General features: G+C 65.8%; 20 protein-coding genes. 5 read left to right on the forward strand and 15 right to left on the reverse strand.

The window, feature by feature from the left end; translation table 11 throughout:
• Positions 1 to 2: 2 nt before the first annotated feature.
• Genes AC3WLF_RS26355 through AC3WLF_RS26375 form a run of 5 tightly spaced genes read right to left on the reverse strand, consistent with a single transcriptional unit; the run spans position 3 to position 4756 of the window.
• The gene (locus AC3WLF_RS26355) at positions 3 to 1376 is read right to left on the reverse strand and encodes an MFS transporter (RefSeq protein WP_492359041.1); all 1374 of its coding nucleotides are present in this window, start codon (positions 1374 to 1376) and stop codon (positions 3 to 5) included.
• Between the two features lie 39 nt (positions 1377 to 1415).
• On the reverse strand, positions 1416 to 2669 hold the full coding sequence (locus AC3WLF_RS26360; RefSeq protein ID WP_492353184.1) for an NAD(P)/FAD-dependent oxidoreductase: 1254 nt from the start codon (positions 2667 to 2669) through the stop codon (positions 1416 to 1418).
• A gap of 31 nt (positions 2670 to 2700) precedes the next feature.
• Positions 2701 to 3015 (reverse strand): non-heme iron oxygenase ferredoxin subunit, encoded by a 315-nt coding sequence (locus AC3WLF_RS26365; RefSeq protein WP_492320233.1) that lies wholly within the window; start codon positions 3013 to 3015, stop codon positions 2701 to 2703.
• A 12-nt stretch (positions 3016 to 3027) separates the two neighbouring features.
• Complete coding sequence (locus AC3WLF_RS26370) at positions 3028 to 3498, reverse strand: aromatic-ring-hydroxylating dioxygenase subunit beta (RefSeq protein ID WP_492320234.1); 471 nt, start codon at positions 3496 to 3498, stop codon at positions 3028 to 3030.
• A gap of 4 nt (positions 3499 to 3502) precedes the next feature.
• Positions 3503 to 4756 carry an aromatic ring-hydroxylating dioxygenase subunit alpha gene (locus AC3WLF_RS26375; protein WP_492320235.1) on the reverse strand — a complete coding sequence of 418 codons (1254 nt, stop codon included), beginning with the start codon at positions 4754 to 4756 and terminating at the stop codon, positions 3503 to 3505.
• 114 nt (positions 4757 to 4870) lie between these two features.
• Here AC3WLF_RS26375 and AC3WLF_RS26380 point away from each other — a divergent pair, with 114 nt between their 5' ends.
• Positions 4871 to 5773 (forward strand): LysR family transcriptional regulator, encoded by a 903-nt coding sequence (locus AC3WLF_RS26380; RefSeq protein WP_492320236.1) that lies wholly within the window; start codon positions 4871 to 4873, stop codon positions 5771 to 5773.
• Here the strand turns inward: AC3WLF_RS26380 and AC3WLF_RS26385 are convergent.
• Both AC3WLF_RS26385 and AC3WLF_RS26390 read right to left on the reverse strand, forming a co-directional pair.
• Positions 5770 to 6345, reverse strand: coding sequence for a hemerythrin domain-containing protein (locus AC3WLF_RS26385; RefSeq protein ID WP_492320237.1), 576 nt, complete (start codon positions 6343 to 6345; stop codon positions 5770 to 5772). The genes AC3WLF_RS26380 and AC3WLF_RS26385 overlap by 4 nt on opposite strands.
• 123 nt (positions 6346 to 6468) lie before the next feature.
• Positions 6469 to 7662: an MFS transporter gene (locus AC3WLF_RS26390; RefSeq protein WP_492320238.1), complete on the reverse strand. Its 1194-nt coding sequence runs from the start codon at positions 7660 to 7662 to the stop codon at positions 6469 to 6471.
• 361 nt (positions 7663 to 8023) lie between these two features.
• Between AC3WLF_RS26390 and AC3WLF_RS26395 the strand changes: the two genes are divergently transcribed.
• A complete protein-coding gene (locus tag AC3WLF_RS26395) occupies positions 8024 to 8404 on the forward strand; it encodes a hypothetical protein (RefSeq protein ID WP_492320239.1) in 381 nt (126 codons plus the stop codon).
• A 50-nt stretch (positions 8405 to 8454) separates the two neighbouring features.
• On the opposite strand, the gene AC3WLF_RS26400 is transcribed toward AC3WLF_RS26395, so the two are convergent.
• Genes AC3WLF_RS26400 through cyoA form a run of 7 tightly spaced genes read right to left on the reverse strand, consistent with a single transcriptional unit; the run spans position 8455 to position 15011 of the window.
• The gene (locus AC3WLF_RS26400; protein ID WP_492353182.1) at positions 8455 to 8751 is read right to left on the reverse strand and encodes a hypothetical protein; all 297 of its coding nucleotides are present in this window, start codon (positions 8749 to 8751) and stop codon (positions 8455 to 8457) included.
• Positions 8732 to 9271: a DUF934 domain-containing protein gene (locus tag AC3WLF_RS26405; RefSeq protein WP_492320241.1), complete on the reverse strand. Its 540-nt coding sequence runs from the start codon at positions 9269 to 9271 to the stop codon at positions 8732 to 8734. The genes AC3WLF_RS26400 and AC3WLF_RS26405 overlap by 20 nt, the downstream gene beginning before the upstream one ends.
• Positions 9264 to 11003, reverse strand: coding sequence for a nitrite/sulfite reductase (locus AC3WLF_RS26410; RefSeq protein WP_492359042.1), 1740 nt, complete (start codon positions 11001 to 11003; stop codon positions 9264 to 9266). The genes AC3WLF_RS26405 and AC3WLF_RS26410 overlap by 8 nt, the downstream gene beginning before the upstream one ends.
• A gap of 27 nt (positions 11004 to 11030) precedes the next feature.
• Positions 11031 to 11408, reverse strand: a complete 378-nt coding sequence (gene cyoD, locus AC3WLF_RS26415; protein ID WP_492320243.1) for a cytochrome o ubiquinol oxidase subunit IV — start codon at positions 11406 to 11408, stop codon at positions 11031 to 11033.
• The gene (cyoC, locus tag AC3WLF_RS26420) at positions 11405 to 12037 is read right to left on the reverse strand and encodes a cytochrome o ubiquinol oxidase subunit III (protein WP_492320244.1); all 633 of its coding nucleotides are present in this window, start codon (positions 12035 to 12037) and stop codon (positions 11405 to 11407) included. Before cyoC ends, cyoD begins: the two co-directional genes overlap by 4 nt.
• Positions 12038 to 12039: 2 nt before the next feature.
• Positions 12040 to 14016 carry a cytochrome o ubiquinol oxidase subunit I gene (cyoB, locus tag AC3WLF_RS26425; protein WP_492340324.1) on the reverse strand — a complete coding sequence of 659 codons (1977 nt, stop codon included), beginning with the start codon at positions 14014 to 14016 and terminating at the stop codon, positions 12040 to 12042.
• 2 nt (positions 14017 to 14018) lie between these two features.
• Positions 14019 to 15011 carry a ubiquinol oxidase subunit II gene (gene cyoA / locus AC3WLF_RS26430; RefSeq protein ID WP_492320246.1) on the reverse strand — a complete coding sequence of 331 codons (993 nt, stop codon included), beginning with the start codon at positions 15009 to 15011 and terminating at the stop codon, positions 14019 to 14021.
• Between the two features lie 158 nt (positions 15012 to 15169).
• Between cyoA and AC3WLF_RS26435 the strand changes: the two genes are divergently transcribed.
• The gene (locus AC3WLF_RS26435) at positions 15170 to 16573 is read left to right on the forward strand and encodes an aminotransferase-like domain-containing protein (RefSeq protein ID WP_492359043.1); all 1404 of its coding nucleotides are present in this window, start codon (positions 15170 to 15172) and stop codon (positions 16571 to 16573) included.
• Positions 16574 to 16590: 17 nt separating this feature from the next.
• Here AC3WLF_RS26435 and AC3WLF_RS26440 read toward each other — a convergent pair whose 3' ends face one another.
• Positions 16591 to 17520 carry a LysR substrate-binding domain-containing protein gene (locus AC3WLF_RS26440; RefSeq protein WP_492320248.1) on the reverse strand — a complete coding sequence of 310 codons (930 nt, stop codon included), beginning with the start codon at positions 17518 to 17520 and terminating at the stop codon, positions 16591 to 16593.
• A gap of 166 nt (positions 17521 to 17686) precedes the next feature.
• On the opposite strand from AC3WLF_RS26440, the gene AC3WLF_RS26445 reads away from it, so the two are divergent.
• Positions 17687 to 18679, forward strand: a complete 993-nt coding sequence (locus AC3WLF_RS26445; RefSeq protein ID WP_492293480.1) for a Bug family tripartite tricarboxylate transporter substrate binding protein — start codon at positions 17687 to 17689, stop codon at positions 18677 to 18679.
• 35 nt (positions 18680 to 18714) lie between these two features.
• Positions 18715 to 19926 carry an aminotransferase-like domain-containing protein gene (locus tag AC3WLF_RS26450; protein WP_492359044.1) on the forward strand — a complete coding sequence of 404 codons (1212 nt, stop codon included), beginning with the start codon at positions 18715 to 18717 and terminating at the stop codon, positions 19924 to 19926.
• Positions 19927 to 20001 lie beyond the last annotated feature (75 nt).

Consider the following 20001-nt stretch of genomic DNA (forward strand, 5'->3'; position numbering starts at 1 on the left):
AATCAGTTCCGGTCCGCGATGGACAGCCCGACCGGCGACGCCGGCAGCCCGCTCATTTCGTCGTAGCGGGCCGATGCCGAGCGCCTGTGATCGATCAGCAGGACCGCGCCCATGCCAATCACGGCCGGAATGGCGATCGCGATGAAGTTCTGCTGCAGCGGGAGTTCCATGGCGACGAGCACCCCGATGACGATTGGCGCGAGGATGGCCCCGCTGCGGCCGATGCCCAGTGCCCAGCCAAGGCCGGTGGAACGGATGGCGGTCGGGTAGAACTGCCCGGTGTAGGCATTGGCGACGATCTGCGTGCCGATCGTCGACGCACCGGCCAGGCCCACCACCACGAACAGCAGTTCAGTCGGCATCCTGAATCCGAGCAGCGTGATCGAGACCGCGGCCAGCACGTACATGGCGGCGAGCACGTACTTGATGTGGTATCGGTCGGCAAGCCAGCCGCCACCCACGGCGCCGATCATCGCGCCGAGGTTGAGGACCAGCACGAACGTCAGCGCGGAACCCAGGCTGTAGCCGGCGCCCGCCATCAGCCTGGTCAGCCATGAACTGAGCGCGTACACCATGAACAGGCACATGAAGAACGCGATCCAGAACATGATGGTGCTGAAGCCACGGCCCTCGTGGAACAGGTGCCGGATCGGCGCGCTGGCGGCCTTGTCCTGCGCCGGCACGGCGAAGCGGTCGGTGGCCGACCACCGTTGCTCCGGCGCTAGCCTGGAGACGATGCGCCGCAACGCTTCGTGGTCGCCCCTGGCCAGCAGGAACGGCATCGACTCGGGCAGCGACCTGAGAATGACAGGAATGAGGAGCACGGGCAGGCCGGCCGCCAGGAAGACCGACTGCCAGCCGTAGGCCTCGATCAGGCTCTTGCCGAGCAGCGCCGCCAGGACCCCGCCCACGGCATAGCCGCTGAACATCACGGTGACCAGGGTCGCCCGGATTTTCTTCGGCGCGTACTCGGTCATTTGCGCGACCACATTCGGCATCACGCCGCCGATGCCGAGCCCCGCCAGGAAGCGGGCCATGCTGAACAGCAGCGGGTCCTTGACCAGCCCGGCCGCGGCGGTGAAGACGCTGAACAGGGCGACGCAGATCGCGATCGTCCAGCGGCGGCCGATCCTGTCGGCCATGGTGCCGAGGAAGATCGCGCCGAACACCATGCCGAACAGCGCGGAGCTGACCATGAGCCCCGCCTGGGTCGGGGCGACGCCGAGGTCCTTCATGATCGAAGGCAGCGCGATGCCCACGACCGCGAGGTCATAGCCGTCGAAGATGACGATGAGTGCGCACCAGAACAGCACGAGCGCATGGAAGCGGTTGAAGCGGGCCGTGTCGGCCAGCTTGTGGATGTCGATTTGCTGCATGGGGGCTTGTCTCCGGTCGGTCTGTTCTTATGGTTGGGCTTACTGCCTGGACATCGGCACGTTCGGGTCAGCCAGGCGGCTGGCATCGACCGGCTTGCACTGCTCGATGTGGCGGCGCGCGAAGCGCAGGTCGCGCGCGGCGTTGGACCCTAGCGCGGCCTTGACCACATCGCCGTCGAGGTAGAACAGCACGAAGCTGTCCGTGCCGGGCGTGCCGCGTGCCACCACGCGGTGCGAGGGAAGGGGGATGCCATGGATCTGCAGGTTCATGCCGTACTGGTCTGACCAGAACCAAGGCAGCGGCTGATAGTCGACCGCGAGACCGAGCGCCGCGCGCGCGGCGGCAATGCCCTGTTCCTGGGCGTTCTGCCAGGATTCCAGCCGCAGGCGCCGGCCGGCCCACGGGTTGGTCGTGACCGCGACGTCGCCCGCGGCGAAGATGTCGGGGTCGGACGTGCGGCAACTTGCGTCGACGACCACGCCGCCGTCGCACTCCAACCCGGCTTCCCGCGCGAGCTCGTCGTTCGGCACGAGACCGACACCCGCGACGATGGCGTGGCAAGCCAGCGTGCCGCCATCGGCCAGCGTCACGACGGACCGGCCGCCGGTACCGGGGGTGATGCCGGTGATGTTGGCGCCGAGCCTGACGCGGGTGCCATGCGAGGCATGCAGCCCGAGCAGGTGTTCCGAGACTTCCGGCGGCACGGTGCGCTCGCACAGCCGGCTCTGGGCTTCGAGCACGGTCACCTCGGCACCTTTGCGGCGCGCCGTGGCGGCGACTTCGAGGCCGATCCAGCCACCGCCGATCACCACGATGCTGCGCCCGGGCCGCAACTCCGGCGCCAGGGCCAGGGCGTCGCCGATCGTGCGCAATGTATGCACGGGTGCCGTGCCAGCGCCCGGGAGGTTGAGCGCGCGGGCCCTGCCGCCGGTGCACAGGATCAGCTTGTCGTAAGACAGCATCTCTCCGTTGGCTATCTCCAGTTGCTTCGCGGCCCGGTCTATGCGGGTGACCCGCGTGTCCAGCCACCACTCCAGCCCGAGCGCCGCGAACGCTTCGGGCTTGAGCAGCCACGTGCTGGCGGGCGCGGCCTCGCCGGCCAGAACGGCCTTGGACAAGGGCGGCCGCTCATGCGGTGGATGGGCCTCGTCGCCGATCAGCACGAGCCGTCCGGTGAAGCCCTCGTTGCGCAGCGTCTGGGCGGCCCAGCCGCCAGCCTGCCCGGCGCCGATGATGACGATGGTGGCGGTTGGCGATAGGGCAGTCGCGGTGTCTGAGCGCTTGGAATCCATGCCTGTCTCCTCTGGTTGGTGACGCGGCCTCTCAGCCGAGGTCGAGGTACACCTTGTCGCCGTCGATCCGGACCGGGTAGGTACGAATGTTCTCGGTCAGCGGGGCGCATTTCGCCGCGCCGTTGCGGATATCGAACCTGCCCTGGTGGAGCGGGCACTCGATCTCATGTCCCTCCAGGAAGCCTTCGCACAGGCGCGCATGGCCATGGGTGCAGATGTTGTCGGTCGCGTAGACGTCGCCGTCCACGCCGTACAAGGCGATCTCCTGGCCTTGCACGGCCACGGCGATGACATCGTCCTGCGGGACGTCGGACAGCAGCGCTGCCTCGATCCAGATTTCGGTCATGAATCACTCCTGCTAGATGGGGTAGATCAGCGAGTTGGGGATCATCTCGCTATCGAATACGCAGATGCGCGAGGCGAAGCGCAAGCCCGCCGGCGTCCGGACGATGGTGTCGAGGTAGCGGCCAACGTTGTAGACATCGGTCATCTGGTCCGGCTTGGTGCGCAGCACCGCGTAGTTGGTCTCGGCCACGATCCTGTTGCCGTCGGCCTCCCTGATCAGCGGCGCGCCGACGATGTGGCGCTGGTAGTAGGGATCGTGGAACAGGGTCTCGCGAATGCCGTAGATGCGGTCCTTGAGCATGCCCTTGCTTTCGAGCGAGAGCGTTGCCAGCGGCAGGCCACGCTCGTGGTTCTCGCGGGGCTGGACCCGGTAGAGGCAGTCTTCGGTGAAGAATTCCGGCCAGCGGTCCCAGTCGCCGTTGTCCACGGCGCTGGTGTAGTCGGCGAACAGGCAGAGCAGGGCGTAGTAGTCAGAGAAGTTCAAGGCGTCAGACCTCCATCACGTTGCGCCAGTAGGCGTACATGCCGCGGATCAGGGTCTCGGTCACCATGTGGTCCGTGTTCTCGGCGGTCTTGCCGCCCAGTTCGGCGATCACGCGATGCCAGGGCTTCTGGGAGAAGCCTTCCTGCGAGCATTCGATGGCTTCGCCATCGTCGGCCGACACGAAGCCGGCGGGGCCGAAGAGATTGGCCTGGCGCAGGCGGCGCCGTGTCATCTCCTCGGTGTCGTCCTCGAAGCCGAAGTGCGTCCAGACGAAATCGAAGGAATCCGGGCCATGGGGCTGGATATGGCGCGTGGAGACCGAGTTGACCTGCTGCTGGAAGATCACGCTCGGGAACACCGTCAGCATCACGGCGGTAGGCTCTCCCCACCACGGTTCGTGGACGATGTCGAGGATCCGGTCGTCGTGCAGCGCCATCTGGTCCTTGAAGCTGGATACACCGGAGGTCACGTCGCTCTTGCCGCCCTGGCCGCGGGTCGACACCATCGCGGCATGCCGGAAGTGCGGGTCCATCACCAGGCGTGCCTTGTTGTCGGCGCGCCAGAGGCCGAACGTGACAAACCAGGTATGCAGCAGGCCGGGGTGGTAGGGGTCCTTGATGTTCTCCTGCATGAGCTTCCAGTTGCCCGGAATGCGCTGCTTGTTGTAGCCGAGGACCTTCAGCTTGCGGCCATTGAAGAGCCGGTCGAAGTAGCCCAGGATATCCGGCCCGAGGTATTCCTCGAGTGATGGAACCTCATGGTCGAACGAGGCAAACACGACACCACCGCGTGTCGCGACCTTCAGTTGCGTGAGCCCGTGCTCCTGCGGCGTGAAGTCGGCGGGCATGCCGCCGTTGACCTTGCCGTCCTGCTTGACCCCGCGGCGCAGCGGCACGCCTTGCAGGTTGCCCTTCAGGTCATAGTTCCACTGGTGGTAGGGGCAGTGGAAGTCCTTCCGGTTGCCGCTGCGTTCCCGGCAGAACTTCATGCCGCGATGGGCGCACACGTTTTCGACGACGTTGATCTCGCCGTCCTGGTCGCGCACCAGGATCACGGAACGCTCGCCAAGCGTGGTGCGCTTGAAGTCACCGGGATTCGGGATCTCCGCCTCGAGCCCGACGTAGTTCCAATGACCGCGGTAGAAGCAGCGTTCGAGTTCACGCTGATATAGCTGCGCATCCGTATACACGCGGAACGGGATGCGGCTGATGCTGTCGTCGGCCCACACCGGGCCGGCTTGCAGGGAATCGGTTGCCATGCTTGTCTCCGGCTATGTCTCTTGGTATGGGAAGGATCATGGTGCACGGAGGAAAATTAACCAATAGAATCCTGGCTATAGCGAATATTCATAAAATCAATAAGAGGCGGCGCGATGGAGCTCAAGGACGTCGATCTGAACCTGCTGGTCGTGTTCGATAACCTGCTGCGGCAGGGCACCGTTTCCGGTGCTGCGAAGACCCTGAATCTCAGCCAGCCAGCGGTCAGCAATGCGCTGGCCCGCCTGCGCACCTTGTTCGGTGACCCGTTGTTTGTGCGAAGCAGCAAGGGCATGCTGCCGACTCCGCTTGCGGAGGAACTGGCGGAACCGGTTGCCTATGCGCTGGAGTCGCTGCAGGCGGCGCTCAGCCACAAGGTGTCGTTCGATCCGCTGCGCAGCGTGCGCGCATTCCGCATCGCCATGACGGATATTGGCGAGGTGCACTTCATCCCGCCGTTGATGGGCGCGCTTGGCGACCGCGCCCCGGGTGTCACGGTAACGACAGTGCGTAATACGGCAGTGGACCTTGCGGCAGAGATGAGCCAGGGAAAGATCGACCTGGCGGTTGGCCATCTTCCTGAACTCGGCACTACGTTCTTTCATCGGCGGCTATTTCGCCAGCAATACGTTTGCCTGTTCCGGCCCGGTCATGCCATGGACAAGAAGACGGTCAGCATGCGCGACTTCGAGGCGGCGGAGCACATCGTGGTCACGGCGGCGGGGACGGGGCATGCCCGGGTCGACGAGATCCTCGCCCAGCACGGCGTGCAGCGGAAGATCCGGCTGCGTGTCCCCCATTTCGTCGCACTGGCGGACATCATTGCCACCACCGACCTGGTCGCCACGGTGACCTGGACGTTTGCGGAGCGATGCGCCAGGTACTTCGGGCTCAGGTACGTCAAGCATCCGTTCGCGTTGCCGGAAATCCAGATCAACCTGTTCTGGCATGCCCGGTATCACCGCGATCCGGCGAATCAGTGGCTGCGCGAGCAGTTCATCGGCTTGTTTTCGGATTAGGCGCAGCACTGCTGCTGCGTAGATACGCTCGCCTCAGCCGCGATCTGCTTGCGTAGTGTCGCGAAGCGCGCCTGCACTTCTTGCCCGAACAGAGGATCAGAGCTTTCGGGAGCCGCGTCGGCAATGGCTGCCCAGTCCTCTTGTGTCAGCAACTGGGCAGCGCGCGGCATTGCCTGTCTCTCCTCGGTAGAGAGATGGTTACGGTAGTACACAAGGTACATGGCTGCGGCTGCCTCCAGCGCCGCTCGCGAACTTATAGCGTCTCCCTCCGCTTCGTGGAGACGGCTTACGAGCTCTTCGCCTACCGTGGCAATCACTCGATGCTCTTGCTGCAGCCGGTTAACCACAACCTGCATGCCGGGGTCTCGCTCAACGAGGCGTGCATAGGCAACGTCCTCGCGAGGATGATGGATGCCATCGCCAAAATTCCGCATGTAATAAACGATAGTACCCATCAGTTCATAGTTCGGTCGCCCTCCCTGGTGGAATACGCATACCTGCTCTTCCAGTAGGTCGAGCAGACGAGAGAAATTGAGGTGCTCGGCATGCCATACGGCAAGTTGGTTGGACATGGCGCGCTCCTTGGGAATGGGCAAGTACAGGGCTTGTTCGAAGGCCGATTGATTTCAGTCAGCCTTAAGTAGGACAGTAGTCTCCAATTTCCGAGTAGGTCTGATATAGATCAAGAGATCAGTTCACGGATGCTGGTGCAGCACCTGTCTGCGCGTCATCAGGCAGCTCAGGTTCCCTGACAGGAAAGCCGCCAGCAGCAAGGCACCGGCACTCCAGGCCACGGCCGGCAGCCATGGCAGCAGGTTTGCCAGCATGGCGGTCTTGCTGGCGCCCGATGACACCAGGGCAATGCGCATGAACGCGGCAACCGCCAAAGCGGCAAATACCAGCCCGGTGTACTTCCCTTCGCGGCCGACGTGACCGGCGTCGAGCGCCGCACTGGCCGTTGCGGCGAACATGATTCCCCACAGGCCGCCGGCAAGGCACTGCACGGCGAGGATGGCCCGGAGCGAGCCCGCGACGGTGAAGCCGAACAACGACAGCGCGCCAAGGGCCGCGGCGGTCAACAGCAGCGTATAGGGCGGATATCGCCGCAGCAACGACGTCGCGGGCAGCAGCGCGCCCAGCGCGAAGCCAATCCAGAACACCGGCGTCACGCGCCCCAGCTCGGCAGCCGTGACAAAGCGCAGGTACGCCGGCGCGGAGTTGACGGTGGTGTGGATCTGGAAGCCGAGCGCAAGCACCCAGACCGCGGCAAACAGCAGCCAGACGCGCTTGAGCGAAACGCCGGCGGCCGGCGCGGGCGCGGCATCGGCATCGTGGCGCGCCGGGCCGGATTCCATCCATCGCAGCGCGGCCACGGCTACCACCAGCCCCGCACTGGCTGCCAGGAACGGCAGCATGGGCGACGCATCGCGCAGCCGGACGGTCAGCAGCGGCGCCACGGCTCCGGCAAGGCCGACGCCGAGCAGCGAGCATCCCACCAGGAACGACGACGCGGTCGCAGGCAGCCGCCGGGCAATGATCACCATGGGCGGCGCGCGCAACGCCGAAGAGGTGGCCGCCCAGAGCGCGGTCAGGCCCAGCAGCAGCGCCGGTGAAGTTACCCGGGGCAGCAGCGCGAAGGCCAGCGCGGAGATGACCGACAGCCCCAGCATCCAGCCTCCCAGCCTGCGCATTGCGTTGGCGACACGGTCAGCCGCGACGCCCACCGTGAAATCCATGGCGACAAAGATCAACTGGTCCATCAGCAGGATCAAGGCGACGTGCGCGCGCGCGATGCCGGCCTGTGCGGCCAGCTGCGGCAGGAAGGCCACATAGAGGGTCCACGTCACCGCCAACAGGAACTGCACAGAGCAGAAGACCAACGCGCGCATGCCGCCCACCCGCCTGGATTGACCAACAGCTTATTCCAGTGCCCGACGGCCGGATTGCCGCGCGGAGCCTCCAATAGAGGATAGGGCAGCGTCTTGCCATGGGAGTGGCGGGTTGTGCAGGTGCGATTGGGTCTCGCGAGTCGCCTTCGGTCCAACAGTCCACGGGATGTGCCGGGCCGGTACCAACACCGGACTATTAGCGCCGCACCGGCGCCCGCGCTCAACTGCCGCTCGCGCAGCCAATGCCGGGGCGTAATGTCATAAACGGGCGGTAAGCTGCACTTTTGGCATCGCCTGGCCAGGAACTTGCTTGGTCAATGCGTATGGGTCGCAAGGCGACAGCCATCCGCTGGGAGGATCTATGCAGCACGCACGCATCACTGCGCACAGGGGGATTCTGGTCGTCGAGCTGTTACCTGACCAGGCGAACGGCGAGGCCACCTCCACCAACAAGCTTCGCAACCTGGCCACGGTCATTCATGACACAGGGCGGCACCTGGGGGTTTCAGAGGAAGCCCTGGCGCTGCTGAAGCTGGTGAAGCGCGGCCTGGACGCCATCGGCGACTTCGCGTGGTTCAGCAGTGACGATGGGAAAGACCATTTCGCGTGGCTGGGAGGCCCCAAGCGGCTGGTGAATCCCACGGCAGTAGCGGCTGCACGAAGCTACGCGATCCTCGCGCACCGGGTCATTCCGAACGAAGTGCCAGAGGGTGCCAGGATGGCCATCGAAGCCAACTTCTGAGCGCGCGGCATCGCTCCAGGCCGGGCCTCGCTTTCGAATGATCCGCGCAGCTAGAACGAGGAGAGTGTCGAGCGATACCTTTCCCAGAGCTCTTGCAGCATGGACTCCGAAGGCGGTGTGATGTCAAAACCGGCGACGTTTCCGAAGACACCGAGAATGCGCGCCCTGAACGAAGCCATATCCGTCGTCGCCTTCGGTGACAGCTGCGCGATATCGATGATCGTATGCAGCTGCTCGCCCGTGAGTTCGGCGACAGCGGACCACAAGCTATCAGGCCTTGCGCAGGGCTGGACGGGCATGTTTCGTATCGGCGCCTGGCGGCGCTTGCTATCGGCTTGCGGGTCCATAGCTGCGCTGGTACGACGACGAGAACGTGGCCAGCGCGCGCAATGCCGCTGCCGGGTCGTGCCCGGGCTTGAGCGCAAAGCTGTTGAAGCCGCAACGCGCCAGGTAGTGCACGGTGTCGATCATCACGTCACCCACGGCGCGCAGCTCTCCGGTCCAGCCTAGCTGGTGCCGGAGCAGCTGTGCGATCGAATAGCCACGGCCATCCGTGTAGACCGGGAAATCGATGGCAATCATCGCGATGCCTGTCGGATCAACGGCCGTGGCACCTGGTTCCAGCAGGGCCTGAGGCTCCGCATCCGGGGACAGGTAGACCGCGAGCGGATACTGTCGAAGCCGATACCGTTGGCGGTGGGCGGTCCAGTTTGCCAGTGTCACCAGGTAGCCGGGCGCGTCGGGGGGGCATGTGTTGTCGGCGCCGTGCGCATCCCCGATGTGGGCGAGCCAGTTGTCCGCGATCAGTCGTCCGTCACGGATGACGTTATGCCGGTCCTGCCCCGGGGAATGGTCATGGTCAGGCATTCACCACCTCCTGGCGAGCGCGCCGCGCGCCGCTGTCAGAGTCCGGATACACGGCGCGCTGGAAGGGTTCGATGCCGATACGGCCAACCACGTCGACAAAGCGTTCGGCTTCGCTGTCCCGATGCAGCAAATAGGTCGCGATCAGCCGCTCCACCACATCCGGAACCTGCTCCTGGGCAAAGGACGGCCCGATGATGCGGCCGATGGCTGCGCCGCCGGCCGCCACGCCATCCGGGCGGCCCAGGCCGTCGGCGCCGTTCTGCCGGCCGCCGATGGTGATCTGGTACCAGGCCTCGCCGGCCTTGTCGACGCCGAGGATGCCGATGTGGCCGATATGATGATGGCCGCAGGAGTTGATGCAGCCGGAGATGTTCAGGTCCAGCTCGCCGATGTCGTGCACGTGGTCGAGGTCGTCGAAGCGCTCCTGGATGGCCTGCGCAAGCGGGATCGAGACTGCATTGGCCAGCGAGCAGAAGTCGCCCCCGGGGCAGGCGATGATGTTGGTGATCAGGCCCACGTTCGGCGTGGCCAGCCCGGCGGCGTCCAGCGCCTGCCACAAGGCGTGCAGCCCGCTGCGGCGGACATCGGCGAGGATCAGGTTCTGCTCATGCGATACGCGCAGCTCGCCGAAGCCGTGGCGCTCGGCCAGGTCGGCCATGATTTCCATCTGCTCGGCAGTGATGTCGCCGGGCGCCTGGCCCGCGGCTTTCAGCGATGCCGTGACGGCGGCGTAGCCAGGCACCCGGTGCCGGTGCACATTGCTTTTCAGCCAGAGGCGGAAGGCGCGGTCGGTCTTCGCCAGTTCGGCTGACTGGTCCGGCTCGTCGGCGGCAGCGGCTTCATACGGCGGGATCGTGAAGCGCTCGGCGATGGACGCAACAAAGCCTTCAGACACGGTGTCCGGGCCCCCGCGGATGCCTTGCCACTGCTCGTCCACCTGCGCCCGGAACACCTCCGGCGTCAGGTCCTTCACCAGGATCTTGATGCGCGCCTTGTACTTGTTGTCGCGGCGGCCGTGCAGGTTGTAGACGCGCAGCGTGGCCTGCAGGTAGGTCAGCAGGTCCTGCCAGGGGACGAAGGGGTTGATCAGCTTGCCCACCATCGGCGTGCGGCCCATGCCGCCGCCGACCCAGACCTTGAAGCCGGCCTGGCCGTCCTGTTCAACCGCCTGCAGCCCGATGTCATGGACACCGACCGCGGCCCGGTCCGTCTGCGCGCCGCTGATGGCAATCTTGAACTTGCGCGGCAGGAAGGCGAACTCGGGATGCAGCATCGACCATTGCCTGACGATCTCGCACCACACCAGCGGGTTCACCAGTTCGTCGGGCGCGATGCCGGCAAAGTGGTCGGTGGTGGTATTGCGGATGCAGTTGCCGCTGGTCTGGATCGCGTGCATCTGCACCGTGGCCAGCTCCGCGAGAATGGCAGGGGCATCCTCGAGCCGCGGCCAGTTGAACTGCAGGTTCTGGCGCGTGCTGAAATGCCCGTAGCCGCGATCCCAGCGGCGCGCGACCTCCGCGAGCTTGCGCAACTGCCGCGATGCCAGCATGCCGTACGGGATCGCCACGCGCAGCATGGGCGCATGGCGCTGGATATAGAGGCCGTTCTGCAGCCGCAGCACGCGGAACTCATCCTCGGTCAGTTCGCCGCTCAGGAAGCGGCGGGTCTGGTCGGCGAACTGCACGACGCGTTCGTCGACGAGCTGCTGGTCAATGGCGTCATAGACATACATGGTGGAAACTCTCCTTGCGCGCAAGCCCTAATCTTTTGCCCGTGCCCGTTCGATGGACATGTCGGTCGGCATCATGTTGATATCGGCGTTGTGCATCACCCACAGCGAGCCGGCCACGACGATGACGATCAGGAAGCCGGTACAGGCAAAGATGGCGGTGTTGCCGCGCCGGCCGGGACCGGTGCCCAGGTGCAGGAAGTACACCAGCTGCACCAGCAATTGCGCGACGCAAAGGCCGACGACCAGCGCGATCGCGCTTTGCGTCTGCAGGGATCCGGTCATCACGGCCGCGAACGACGCCATCGTCAGCGCGACCGACAGCAGCAGTCCGATGGTGTAGCTGCGCACGCTGCCGTGCACGGCCGTCTGGTCCGCATGCACCGAATGAAGATGGGACGATTTCATGCGAACTCCCGCAGGTAGACAAAGGTGAAAACACAGATCCAGATCAGGTCCAGGAAATGCCAGAACAGGCTCAGGCAGGCCAGGCGGCGGCGCACGATATCGTCCAGCCCGAAATGCCTGATCTGGTGGATCATCACCGCCAGCCACAGCAGGCCCGACGTGACATGCAGCCCGTGCGTGCCCACCAGCGTGAAGAAGGCCGACAGGTAGGCGCTGACGCCGGGGCCCGCGCCCTGGTGCAGCAGGTGCGCGAACTCGTAGACCTCCATGGCGATGAAGAGGGCGCCGAGCGCGAAGGTCACCGCGAGCCAGCGGATCATCCGCGGCGCGTCGTCGGCGCCATGCCTGAGCATGGCCAGGCCGAAGGTATAGCTGCTCAGCAGCAGCACCATGGTCTCGGCGAACACGAACGGCAGCTCGAACAGTTGCCGCCCGCCGGGGCCGCCGGCGGTGTTTCCGGACAGCACGCCGAAGGTGGCGAACAGCACCGCGAAGATCAGGCAGTCGCTCATCAGGTAGAGCCAGAACCCCAGCGGCGTGTGCGCCCCGGCTTCGTGATGGTGGTGCGCCGCGTCGTGGGCGGCCTCGTGCCCGGGATGGTGCAGGGTAGGGGAGAGAGTCGGAGTCATGGTCAGGCAGCTTCCTGCAGTTGTGCAAAGCGCGCGCGCTCGATCCGCTCGACTTCGGCCGCCGGCACGTAATAGTCGACGTCGCGGTCATAGCTGCGCACGATGAAGGTCGCGATGGCGCCGACCAGGCCGACGGCGGCGACCAGCCACATGTGCCAGACCAGCGCGAAGCAGCACAGCAGACCGAACGCCGACACGATGAAGCCTGCCGAGGTGTTGCGGGGCATATGGATGTCCTCGTAGCGCGCGGGCTGGCGCCACGCGCGGCCGGCTTCCTTGTCGTCCCAGTGCTGTTCCAGCGAGGTGATATGCGGCACGTGGGCGAAGTTGTAGAACGGCGCGGGCGAGGCCGTCGACCACTCCAGGCTGCGGCCATCCCACGGATCGCCAGTCAGGTCGCGGTTCTGCTCGCGGTCGCGGATACTGACCGCGAACTGCACCAACATCGCCAGGATGCCGGCGCCGATGACGAAGGCACCGACCAGCGCCACCACCAGGTAGGGATGCCAGTCGACGTTGGCATAGTGGTTCATCCGGCGGGTCATGCCCTTGAAGCCGAGCACGTAGAGCGGCATGAAGGCCAGGAAGAAGCCGGCCAGCCAGCACCAGAACGACACCTTGCCCCAGAACTCATTGAGCCTGAAGCCGAACACCTTCGGGAACCAGAAAGTGATTGCGGCCAGGCAGCCGAAGAGCACGCCGCCGATGATCACGTTATGGAAATGCGCAACCAGGAACAGGCTGTTGTGCAGCACGAAGTCCGCCCCGGGGATGGCGAGCAGCACGCCGGTCATGCCGCCGACCGCGAACGTCACCATAAAGCCGATGGTCCACATGGTCGAGGTATGGAAGCGGATCCGGCCCCGGTACATGGTGAACAGCCAGTTGAACAGCTTCACGCCGGTCGGGATCGAGATGATTGAGGTCATGATGCCGAAGAAGGCATTGACGTTCGCGCCCGAGCCCATGGTGAAGAAGTGGTGCAGCCAGACGAAGAACGACAGCACGCCGATCGAGGAGGTGGCGTACACCATCGACTTGTAGCCGAACAGGGGCTTGCGCGAGAACGTGGCGATGATCTCGGAGAAGGCGCCGAACGCCGGCAGGATCAGCACGTAGACTTCCGGGTGGCCCCAGATCCAGATCAGGTTCACGTACATCATGGCGTTGCCGCCGAGCTCGTTGGTGAAGAAATGCATGCCGAGGTAGCGGTCGGCGGTGAGCAGGGCCAGCGTGGCGGTCAGGACCGGGAAGATCGCCACGATCAGGATATTGGTGATCAGCGCGGTCCAGGTGAAGACCGGCATCTTCATCAGGTTCAGGCCCGGCGCGCGCATGCGCAGGATCGTGACGATGAAGTTGATGCCCGTCAGCGTGGTGCCAAGCCCGGATATCTGCAGTGACCAGATGTAGTAGTCAACCCCTGGCGTGGGGCTGTAGCCGAGCTCGGACAGCGGCGGGTAGGCGACCCAGCCGGTGGCCGCGAAGTCGCCGACGAACATCGACATCATCACCAGCACCGCGCCCATTGCCGACATCCAGAAGCTCAGCGAATTGACGAACGGGAAGGCGACGTCGCGCGCGCCGATCTGCAGCGGCACGATCACGTTCATCAGCCCGAGCACCAGCGGCGTCGCGACAAAGAAGATCATGATCACGCCGTGGGCCGTGAAGATCTGGTCGTAGTGGTGCGGCGGCAGGTAGCCCGCGGCATCGCCATAGGCAATCGCCTGCTGGGCGCGCATCATGATGGCATCGGCAAAGCCGCGCAGCAGCATCACCAGCGCCAGGATGATGTACATCACGCCGACCTTCTTGTGGTCGACCGAGCAGATCCATTCGTTCCACAGGTATTTCCATTTGCCGTAGTACGTGATGGCGCCCATCAGTGCGATGCCCAGCACGATCACGACGGCCAGCGTCCCCATGATGATCGGCTCATGGAGAGGGATGGCGTCCAGGTTGAGTTTTCCAAGCATTCTTATTGCTCCATGCGGCCAGCGGGCGCCGGCGGGACGCGCTGGAAGGCCTGCAGAGATTCCGGGGTGTCCGCGCGGCAGATCTGGCCGTTTGCCAGCATGTATTTGTCGACGACCTGGTCGAACAGCTTCGGCGCGACGGCGGCGTACAGCGTCACGGGGTCCTTGCTGCTGGGCAGTTCAAGCGTGCGGTAGGTCTTCAGGTCCAGCGCCTGGGACGAAGCGCGGGCAGCCTGGATCCAGGCATCGAACTCCTCGCGCGAGGTGGCCAGCGTCTTGAAGTGCATGTCCGAGAAGCCGGGGCCGCTGTAGGCGGCGGACTGGCCGAGATAGACGCCCGGCGTGTCGGCGATCAGGTGCAGGCGTGTCTGCATCCCCGCCATGGTGTAGACCATGCTGCCCAGTTGCGGGATGAAGAACGAGTTCATCATCGATTCCGCGGTCAGCCGGAAATTGATCGGCGTGCCGACCGGGATCGCAAGCTGGTTCAGCGAGGCGACGCCGTATTCCGGGTAAATGAACAGCCATTTCCAGTTCAGCGCGATCACATCGACCTGGACCGGCTTGACCTGCGATTCCAGCGGCCGATAGGGATCGAGCTTGTGCGTCGAATCCCAGATCAGCACGGCCAGGCAGGCCACGATGACGCAGGGGATGCCCCAGACCACGACCTCGATCCTGGTGGAGTGCGCCCATTTGGGGGCATAGGTGGCGCTCGTATTGGTTTCGCGGTAGCGCCACGCGAACCACAGGGTCAGGACGATCACGGGGATGACGACCATCAGCATGACGAACAGGGAGATCAGGATCAGTGACTTTTCCTGTTCCCCGATGCTGCCCTTGGGATTGAGAAGTTCGAGGTTGCAGCCGCTCAGCAGCGCGCTCAGGCAGGCGCTCAGCAACAGTGTGGGAAGACGGCGCTGCGGGCCGGGGGATGGGCGGGGGAGCGGGCCTTGTCGATTCTTGTCTGCCGGCCCGGCAATAGGTTTGAGCATTTCGGACACCTTGGTTACGGATCACCGAAGGCTCCCGGCCACGCGCTCCGATTCAAGTGCTGGCTCAGCCCCGCGCGGGCGTGGTTTGTATGGATTCCCTCGGTGATGTCTGGCATGCTAATGCAAGACAAAACCCATACATCGAAGAAATCTACCGGATGAAATCCATGCAAGGAACCGATATCCGCGCCGAAGTCAGTACCAAATGGGATCTTGAGATCACAACGGGTGGCGGCGCGCGCTACTTGCAGATCGTGGACTTCATCGAGCGGGCGATCGGCGAAGGCCGACTGGTAGCCGGCGACCGCGTACCGCCGCAGCGCAGCCTGGCCAAGACCCTCCGCGTGGACCTGACCACCGTGACGCGTGCCTACAACGAGGCCAAGCGGCGGCATCTGATCGATGCCCGCGGGGCCCTCGGCACTTTCATTGCCGCGCCGCGGGCGGAGCTGGCGCGGGTGATCGACATGAGCATGAACGTGCCGCCGCCACCGGCGGGGCTGGATTTCCAGGACCTGTTGCGGCGCGGCCTGTCGCAGGTGCTGCTGCACAGCGACCCGCACCTGCTGATGACCTACCAGCTCGGCGGCGGCAGTGCTGCCGACCGGTCGGCCGGCACCCTCTGGCTCGCGCAGATATTCGGCCAGGTCGCCACTGCACGGCTGGTGGTGTGCCCGGGCGCCCAGGCAGCCTTGTCCGCCGTGATCCTGGCCCGGACCCGGCCGGGTGACGCGATCGTGAGCGAGCCGCTGGCCTACCCCGGCATTCGCGCGGCCGCGGCACAACTGGGGCGGCGCGTGATCATCGCGCCGGTCGATGCCGACGGGATGCTCCCCGACGCCCTCGAGGTGGCCTGTGCCGACGGTGCAACGCTGGCCTACCTCAATCCGACCGCCCAGAATCCCACTACGCACACCATGCCGGCCTCACGCCGGGAGGCTATCGCCAGGGCCGCGGCGCACTGTGATGTCACCTTGCTGGAGGATGACCCCTACTGGCTGCTGACGCCGTCAGCGCCGCCGCCGCTGTCCAGCTTCGCTCCCGAGCGCACGTACTATGTCTCGACCCTGTCCAAGACCCTCAGTCCGGGGCTGCGGACCGCGTATGTCATGCTGCCGGAGGGCAGGCGCGGTGACGATCTGCTGGCATCGCTGCGGGCCTTCGCGCTGATGGCGGCACCGATGACCGCCGCCCTGGCGACCCAATGGATCCACGATGGCTCGGCCATGCAGCTGCTCGACGGCATCAGGACCGAAGCGTTGGCCAGATGCGCGCTGGCAAGCCGATGGCTGAGCGGGATCGGCCAGCTCCCGCCCAGCGCCATCCACGCATGGCACCGCTTGCCCGAGCACTGGTCGGCGCAGCAGCTCACCCGGGCCGCGCTGGCGGAGGACCTGCGCGTGACGCCGTCCGACGCGTTCTGGGAGGGGCCAAACGCGCCGAATGCCATCCGCATCTCGCTCGGTGGCGTGGAGGACCGCGCGCAACTATCGGCTGCGCTGCGCAGGCTGGCCGCATTGCTGGAGCGCCGGCCCACGCCGGGGCTGGAAATGGTGGTGTGAGTTGCGGCGTGGGTCGGCTACTTGCCAGCCTCGTCCGCAGGCGCGGACTGCCTTGTCGCAAACTCGCCCGCGGCCTCCAGCAGCCACTCGCGCAGCCGCTGCATCGCCTCGCTCATCGGCCGGGTATCCGGCGAGACCAGGTGATACGCGCTCGTGGAGCGCTGCGAATGGGCGACGGGCATGACCAGCTGGCAGTTTGCCAGGTATTCCCCCACGAGGAAGCGCGGCACCAGGCCAACGCCCAGCCTGGCGCGTGCGGCGGCGATGACCATGGAATGGTGGTCGAAGCGTGCGCCGCGCATGGCGTTGACGTCGTCGATGCCGGCCGCTTCCATCCATTGCTTCCAGCCGAGAATGCGTGTGGCGAGGTGCAGCAGCGGCGACCGGGCGATGTCATGCGGGCTGATCCGCTTCCTGCCGCCGAAGAAGTCCGGATGGCAGACCGCCACCGACTCTTCGTCGAACATCCGGTCGGCACGCGCGCCGGGATAGACCGCCTCGCCAAAGTGAATCGCCGCGTCGTAGGGGGTGCCGTCGAACAGGAAGATGTCTGACTGCGCGCTGATATTGACCACGATCCCCGGATGCCGCGCATAGAAGGCCGGCAGCCGCGGAATCAGCCACTCGACCGCCAGCGTGGGCACGCAGGCGAGCTCGACAGTGCCGCCCGCGCCCTCGTGCGCCATCAGGTCGAGCGTGTCGCGCTGCAGCTTGCGCAGCAACTCCCGCACCTGTCCGCTGTAGAGCGTGCCGGCCGCCGTCAGCGTGATGCGCTGGTTGGCGCGGTGGAACAGCTGCACGCCCAGCAGCGCTTCCAGCGACGCAATCTGGCGCGACACCGCGCTCTCGGTGATAAACAGGTCCGCCGCCGCGCGGCGCAGGTTCAGGTGCAGCGCGGCGGCCTCGAAGGCGCGCAGGCTGGACAGGCTGGGAAGTCGTTGCCGCATCGGGGAAGGGCTGAGTTGATGATTTTAGGTCATCATCCTATACGGAAATCTCGCTTGAAAGCTTGGAGTTGATGAGAAATCATTCGCTCCTTGCGTTGCCGCCTCCTCCCGGCATCGTCATCACGACAACCTCATAACGACAACCATCAGGTAGACAGGAGACTGCATGAAACACTTGTTCAGCGCGCTCGCCGCCGGCACCCTTGCATTCGGCGCGACCATGCCCGGCATCGCCGGCGCGCTCGAGTTCCCGGCCAAGCCGGTGCGCATCATCGTGCCGTACCCGCCGGGCGGCACCACCGACATGGTGGCCCGGCTGATCGGCGAGCAACTGGCCACGCAATGGAAGCAGTCGGTGGTGGTCGACAACCGCCCCGGCGCGGGCGGCATCGTCGGCACCGGCACGGCCGCCAAGTCCACGGCGGACGGCTACACCCTGCTGATGGGCTCGGTGGGCGAGTTCGGCATCAACCCGGCCTTGTACAAGAAGCTGCCCTATGATGCCGACGCCGACTTCGCGCCGGTCGCGATGGTGGCGCGCGTACCCAACGTGGTGGTGCTGTCGCCGGCGTTTGCGGAACGCGCGCGCGTGCAGACGCTGCCCGAGTTCATCGCCTACCTGAAAGCCAATCCCAAGCGCGTCAACATGGCGTCGGCCGGAAACGGCACGTCCACGCACCTCGCGGGCGAGCTGTTCCAGCGCATGACCAGCACGGAGATGAGCCACGTCGCCTACAAGGGCAGCAGCCCGGCCATCGCCGACCTGATGGGCGGCAGCGTCGACGTGATGTTCGACAACCTGCCGGCATCGCTGCCGTTTATCCGCTCGGGCAAGCTCAAGCCGCTGGCCGTGACCACGCCGGCGCGCTCGTCGGCGCTTCCGAACGTGCCGACGGTCGCCGCCGCGGGCCCGGTCCCCGGCTTTGATGCCAGCCCTTGGTTCGGCCTGCTTGCGCCGCGCGGGGTGCCTACCGCGGTGGCGCAGAAGATCAGCCAGGACCTGACGCGCGTGCTCAACGAGCCAGGCGTGCAGGCGAAAATGCGCGAACTGGGCGCGGAACCGGCGCCCAGCTCGCCGGAGGCATTTGCCGACGTGTTGAAGAAGGACCGCCAGAAGTGGGGCGAGATCGTTCGCCTGTCCGGTGCTTCGGTGGACTGAAGCACGCCCATGTCCAGCACGCTCTGCATCCGCTCATGACTTCCGACGCCGCTTATCCCTTCGTCCCCGCGCTGCGCAACCCGGCAGGTTCTCCGATCCGGGAACTGTTCAAGTACCTGACCGACCCCGGGATGATCTCGTTCGCCGGGGGCTACCCGTCCGCCGCGCTGTTCGATGTCGAAGGCATTGGCGCGGCCTCGGCGGCGGTGCTGCGCGAGCGGCCCGCCGAGTGCCTGCAGTACGGCGCCACTGAAGGCGCGCCGGCGCTGCGCCAGGCGCTGGCGTCGTTGATGGCCGGGCGCGGCGCGCGTGTGACCCAGGACGAACTGCTCGTGACCAGCGGCTCGCAGCAGGGCTTCGATTTCCTCGTGCGCGCGCTGGTCGAGCCCGGCAGCGTGGTGCTGGTCGAGGAGCCGACCTATTCCGCGACGCTGCAGGCCTTGCGGCTCGCCGGCGCCGACGTACGCGGCGTGCCGTCTGATCACGACGGCATGGACGTGGCTGCACTCGAAGCCATGCTGGCCGACCCGTCGTTGCGCCCCCGGCTGATCTATACGGTGCCAACCTTCGCCAACCCCACCGGCGCCACGCTGTCGCCCGCACGCCGGCTGCAGCTGCTGACGCTGGTGGCGCGGCACCGCGTGGTGCTGGTCGAGGACGATCCCTACGGGGCGCTCAGCTTCGATGGCGCGCCGCCGCCTTCGCTGCTGGCGCTGTGCGCGTCGGTATCCGAGGCGCGGCCGTGGCTCGTGCACCTGGCCAGCCTGTCGAAGACGCTGGCCCCCGGCCTGAGGATCGGCTGGATGGTCGCCGCGCCCGGGATCGTGCGCCGCGCGGTGATTGCCAAGCAGGTATCCGACCTGTGCACGCCGCCATGGATCCAGCTGGCCGCGGCGCAGTATCTGGAAGCGGGCCGGCTGCCGGCACAGGTCGCGCGGGAAGTCGCGGCCTATCGCGACAAGCGCGACCAGCTCGCGGCGGCGCTGCGCCAGGCCTTTGGTGACCGCATCAGCTTCGCATCGCCGGCGGGAGGGATGTTCCTCTGGGCCGCGCTGGATGGCATCGACGATGCTGCCGCACTGCTGCCGCACGCGATCGCGGAAAAGGTGCTGTTCGTGCCGGGTGCCGGATTCTATGTGGAGCAGCGCCAGCGCGCCACATTCCGGCTGTCGTTCGCGAGCACGAACCTGGCGCAGATCGGGGAGGGCGTCGCACGGCTCGCGCGGGCGGTCGAGCGGGCCGGGTGAGGGCTTTCACAACGGAAGCGGTTCGTGGCAGCCGGCGGATGCTATCCTGCTGCGGTCGAAACATTACGGCCGAAC

This window comes from Cupriavidus sp. FW306-01-F10A, from assembly GCF_058782785.1.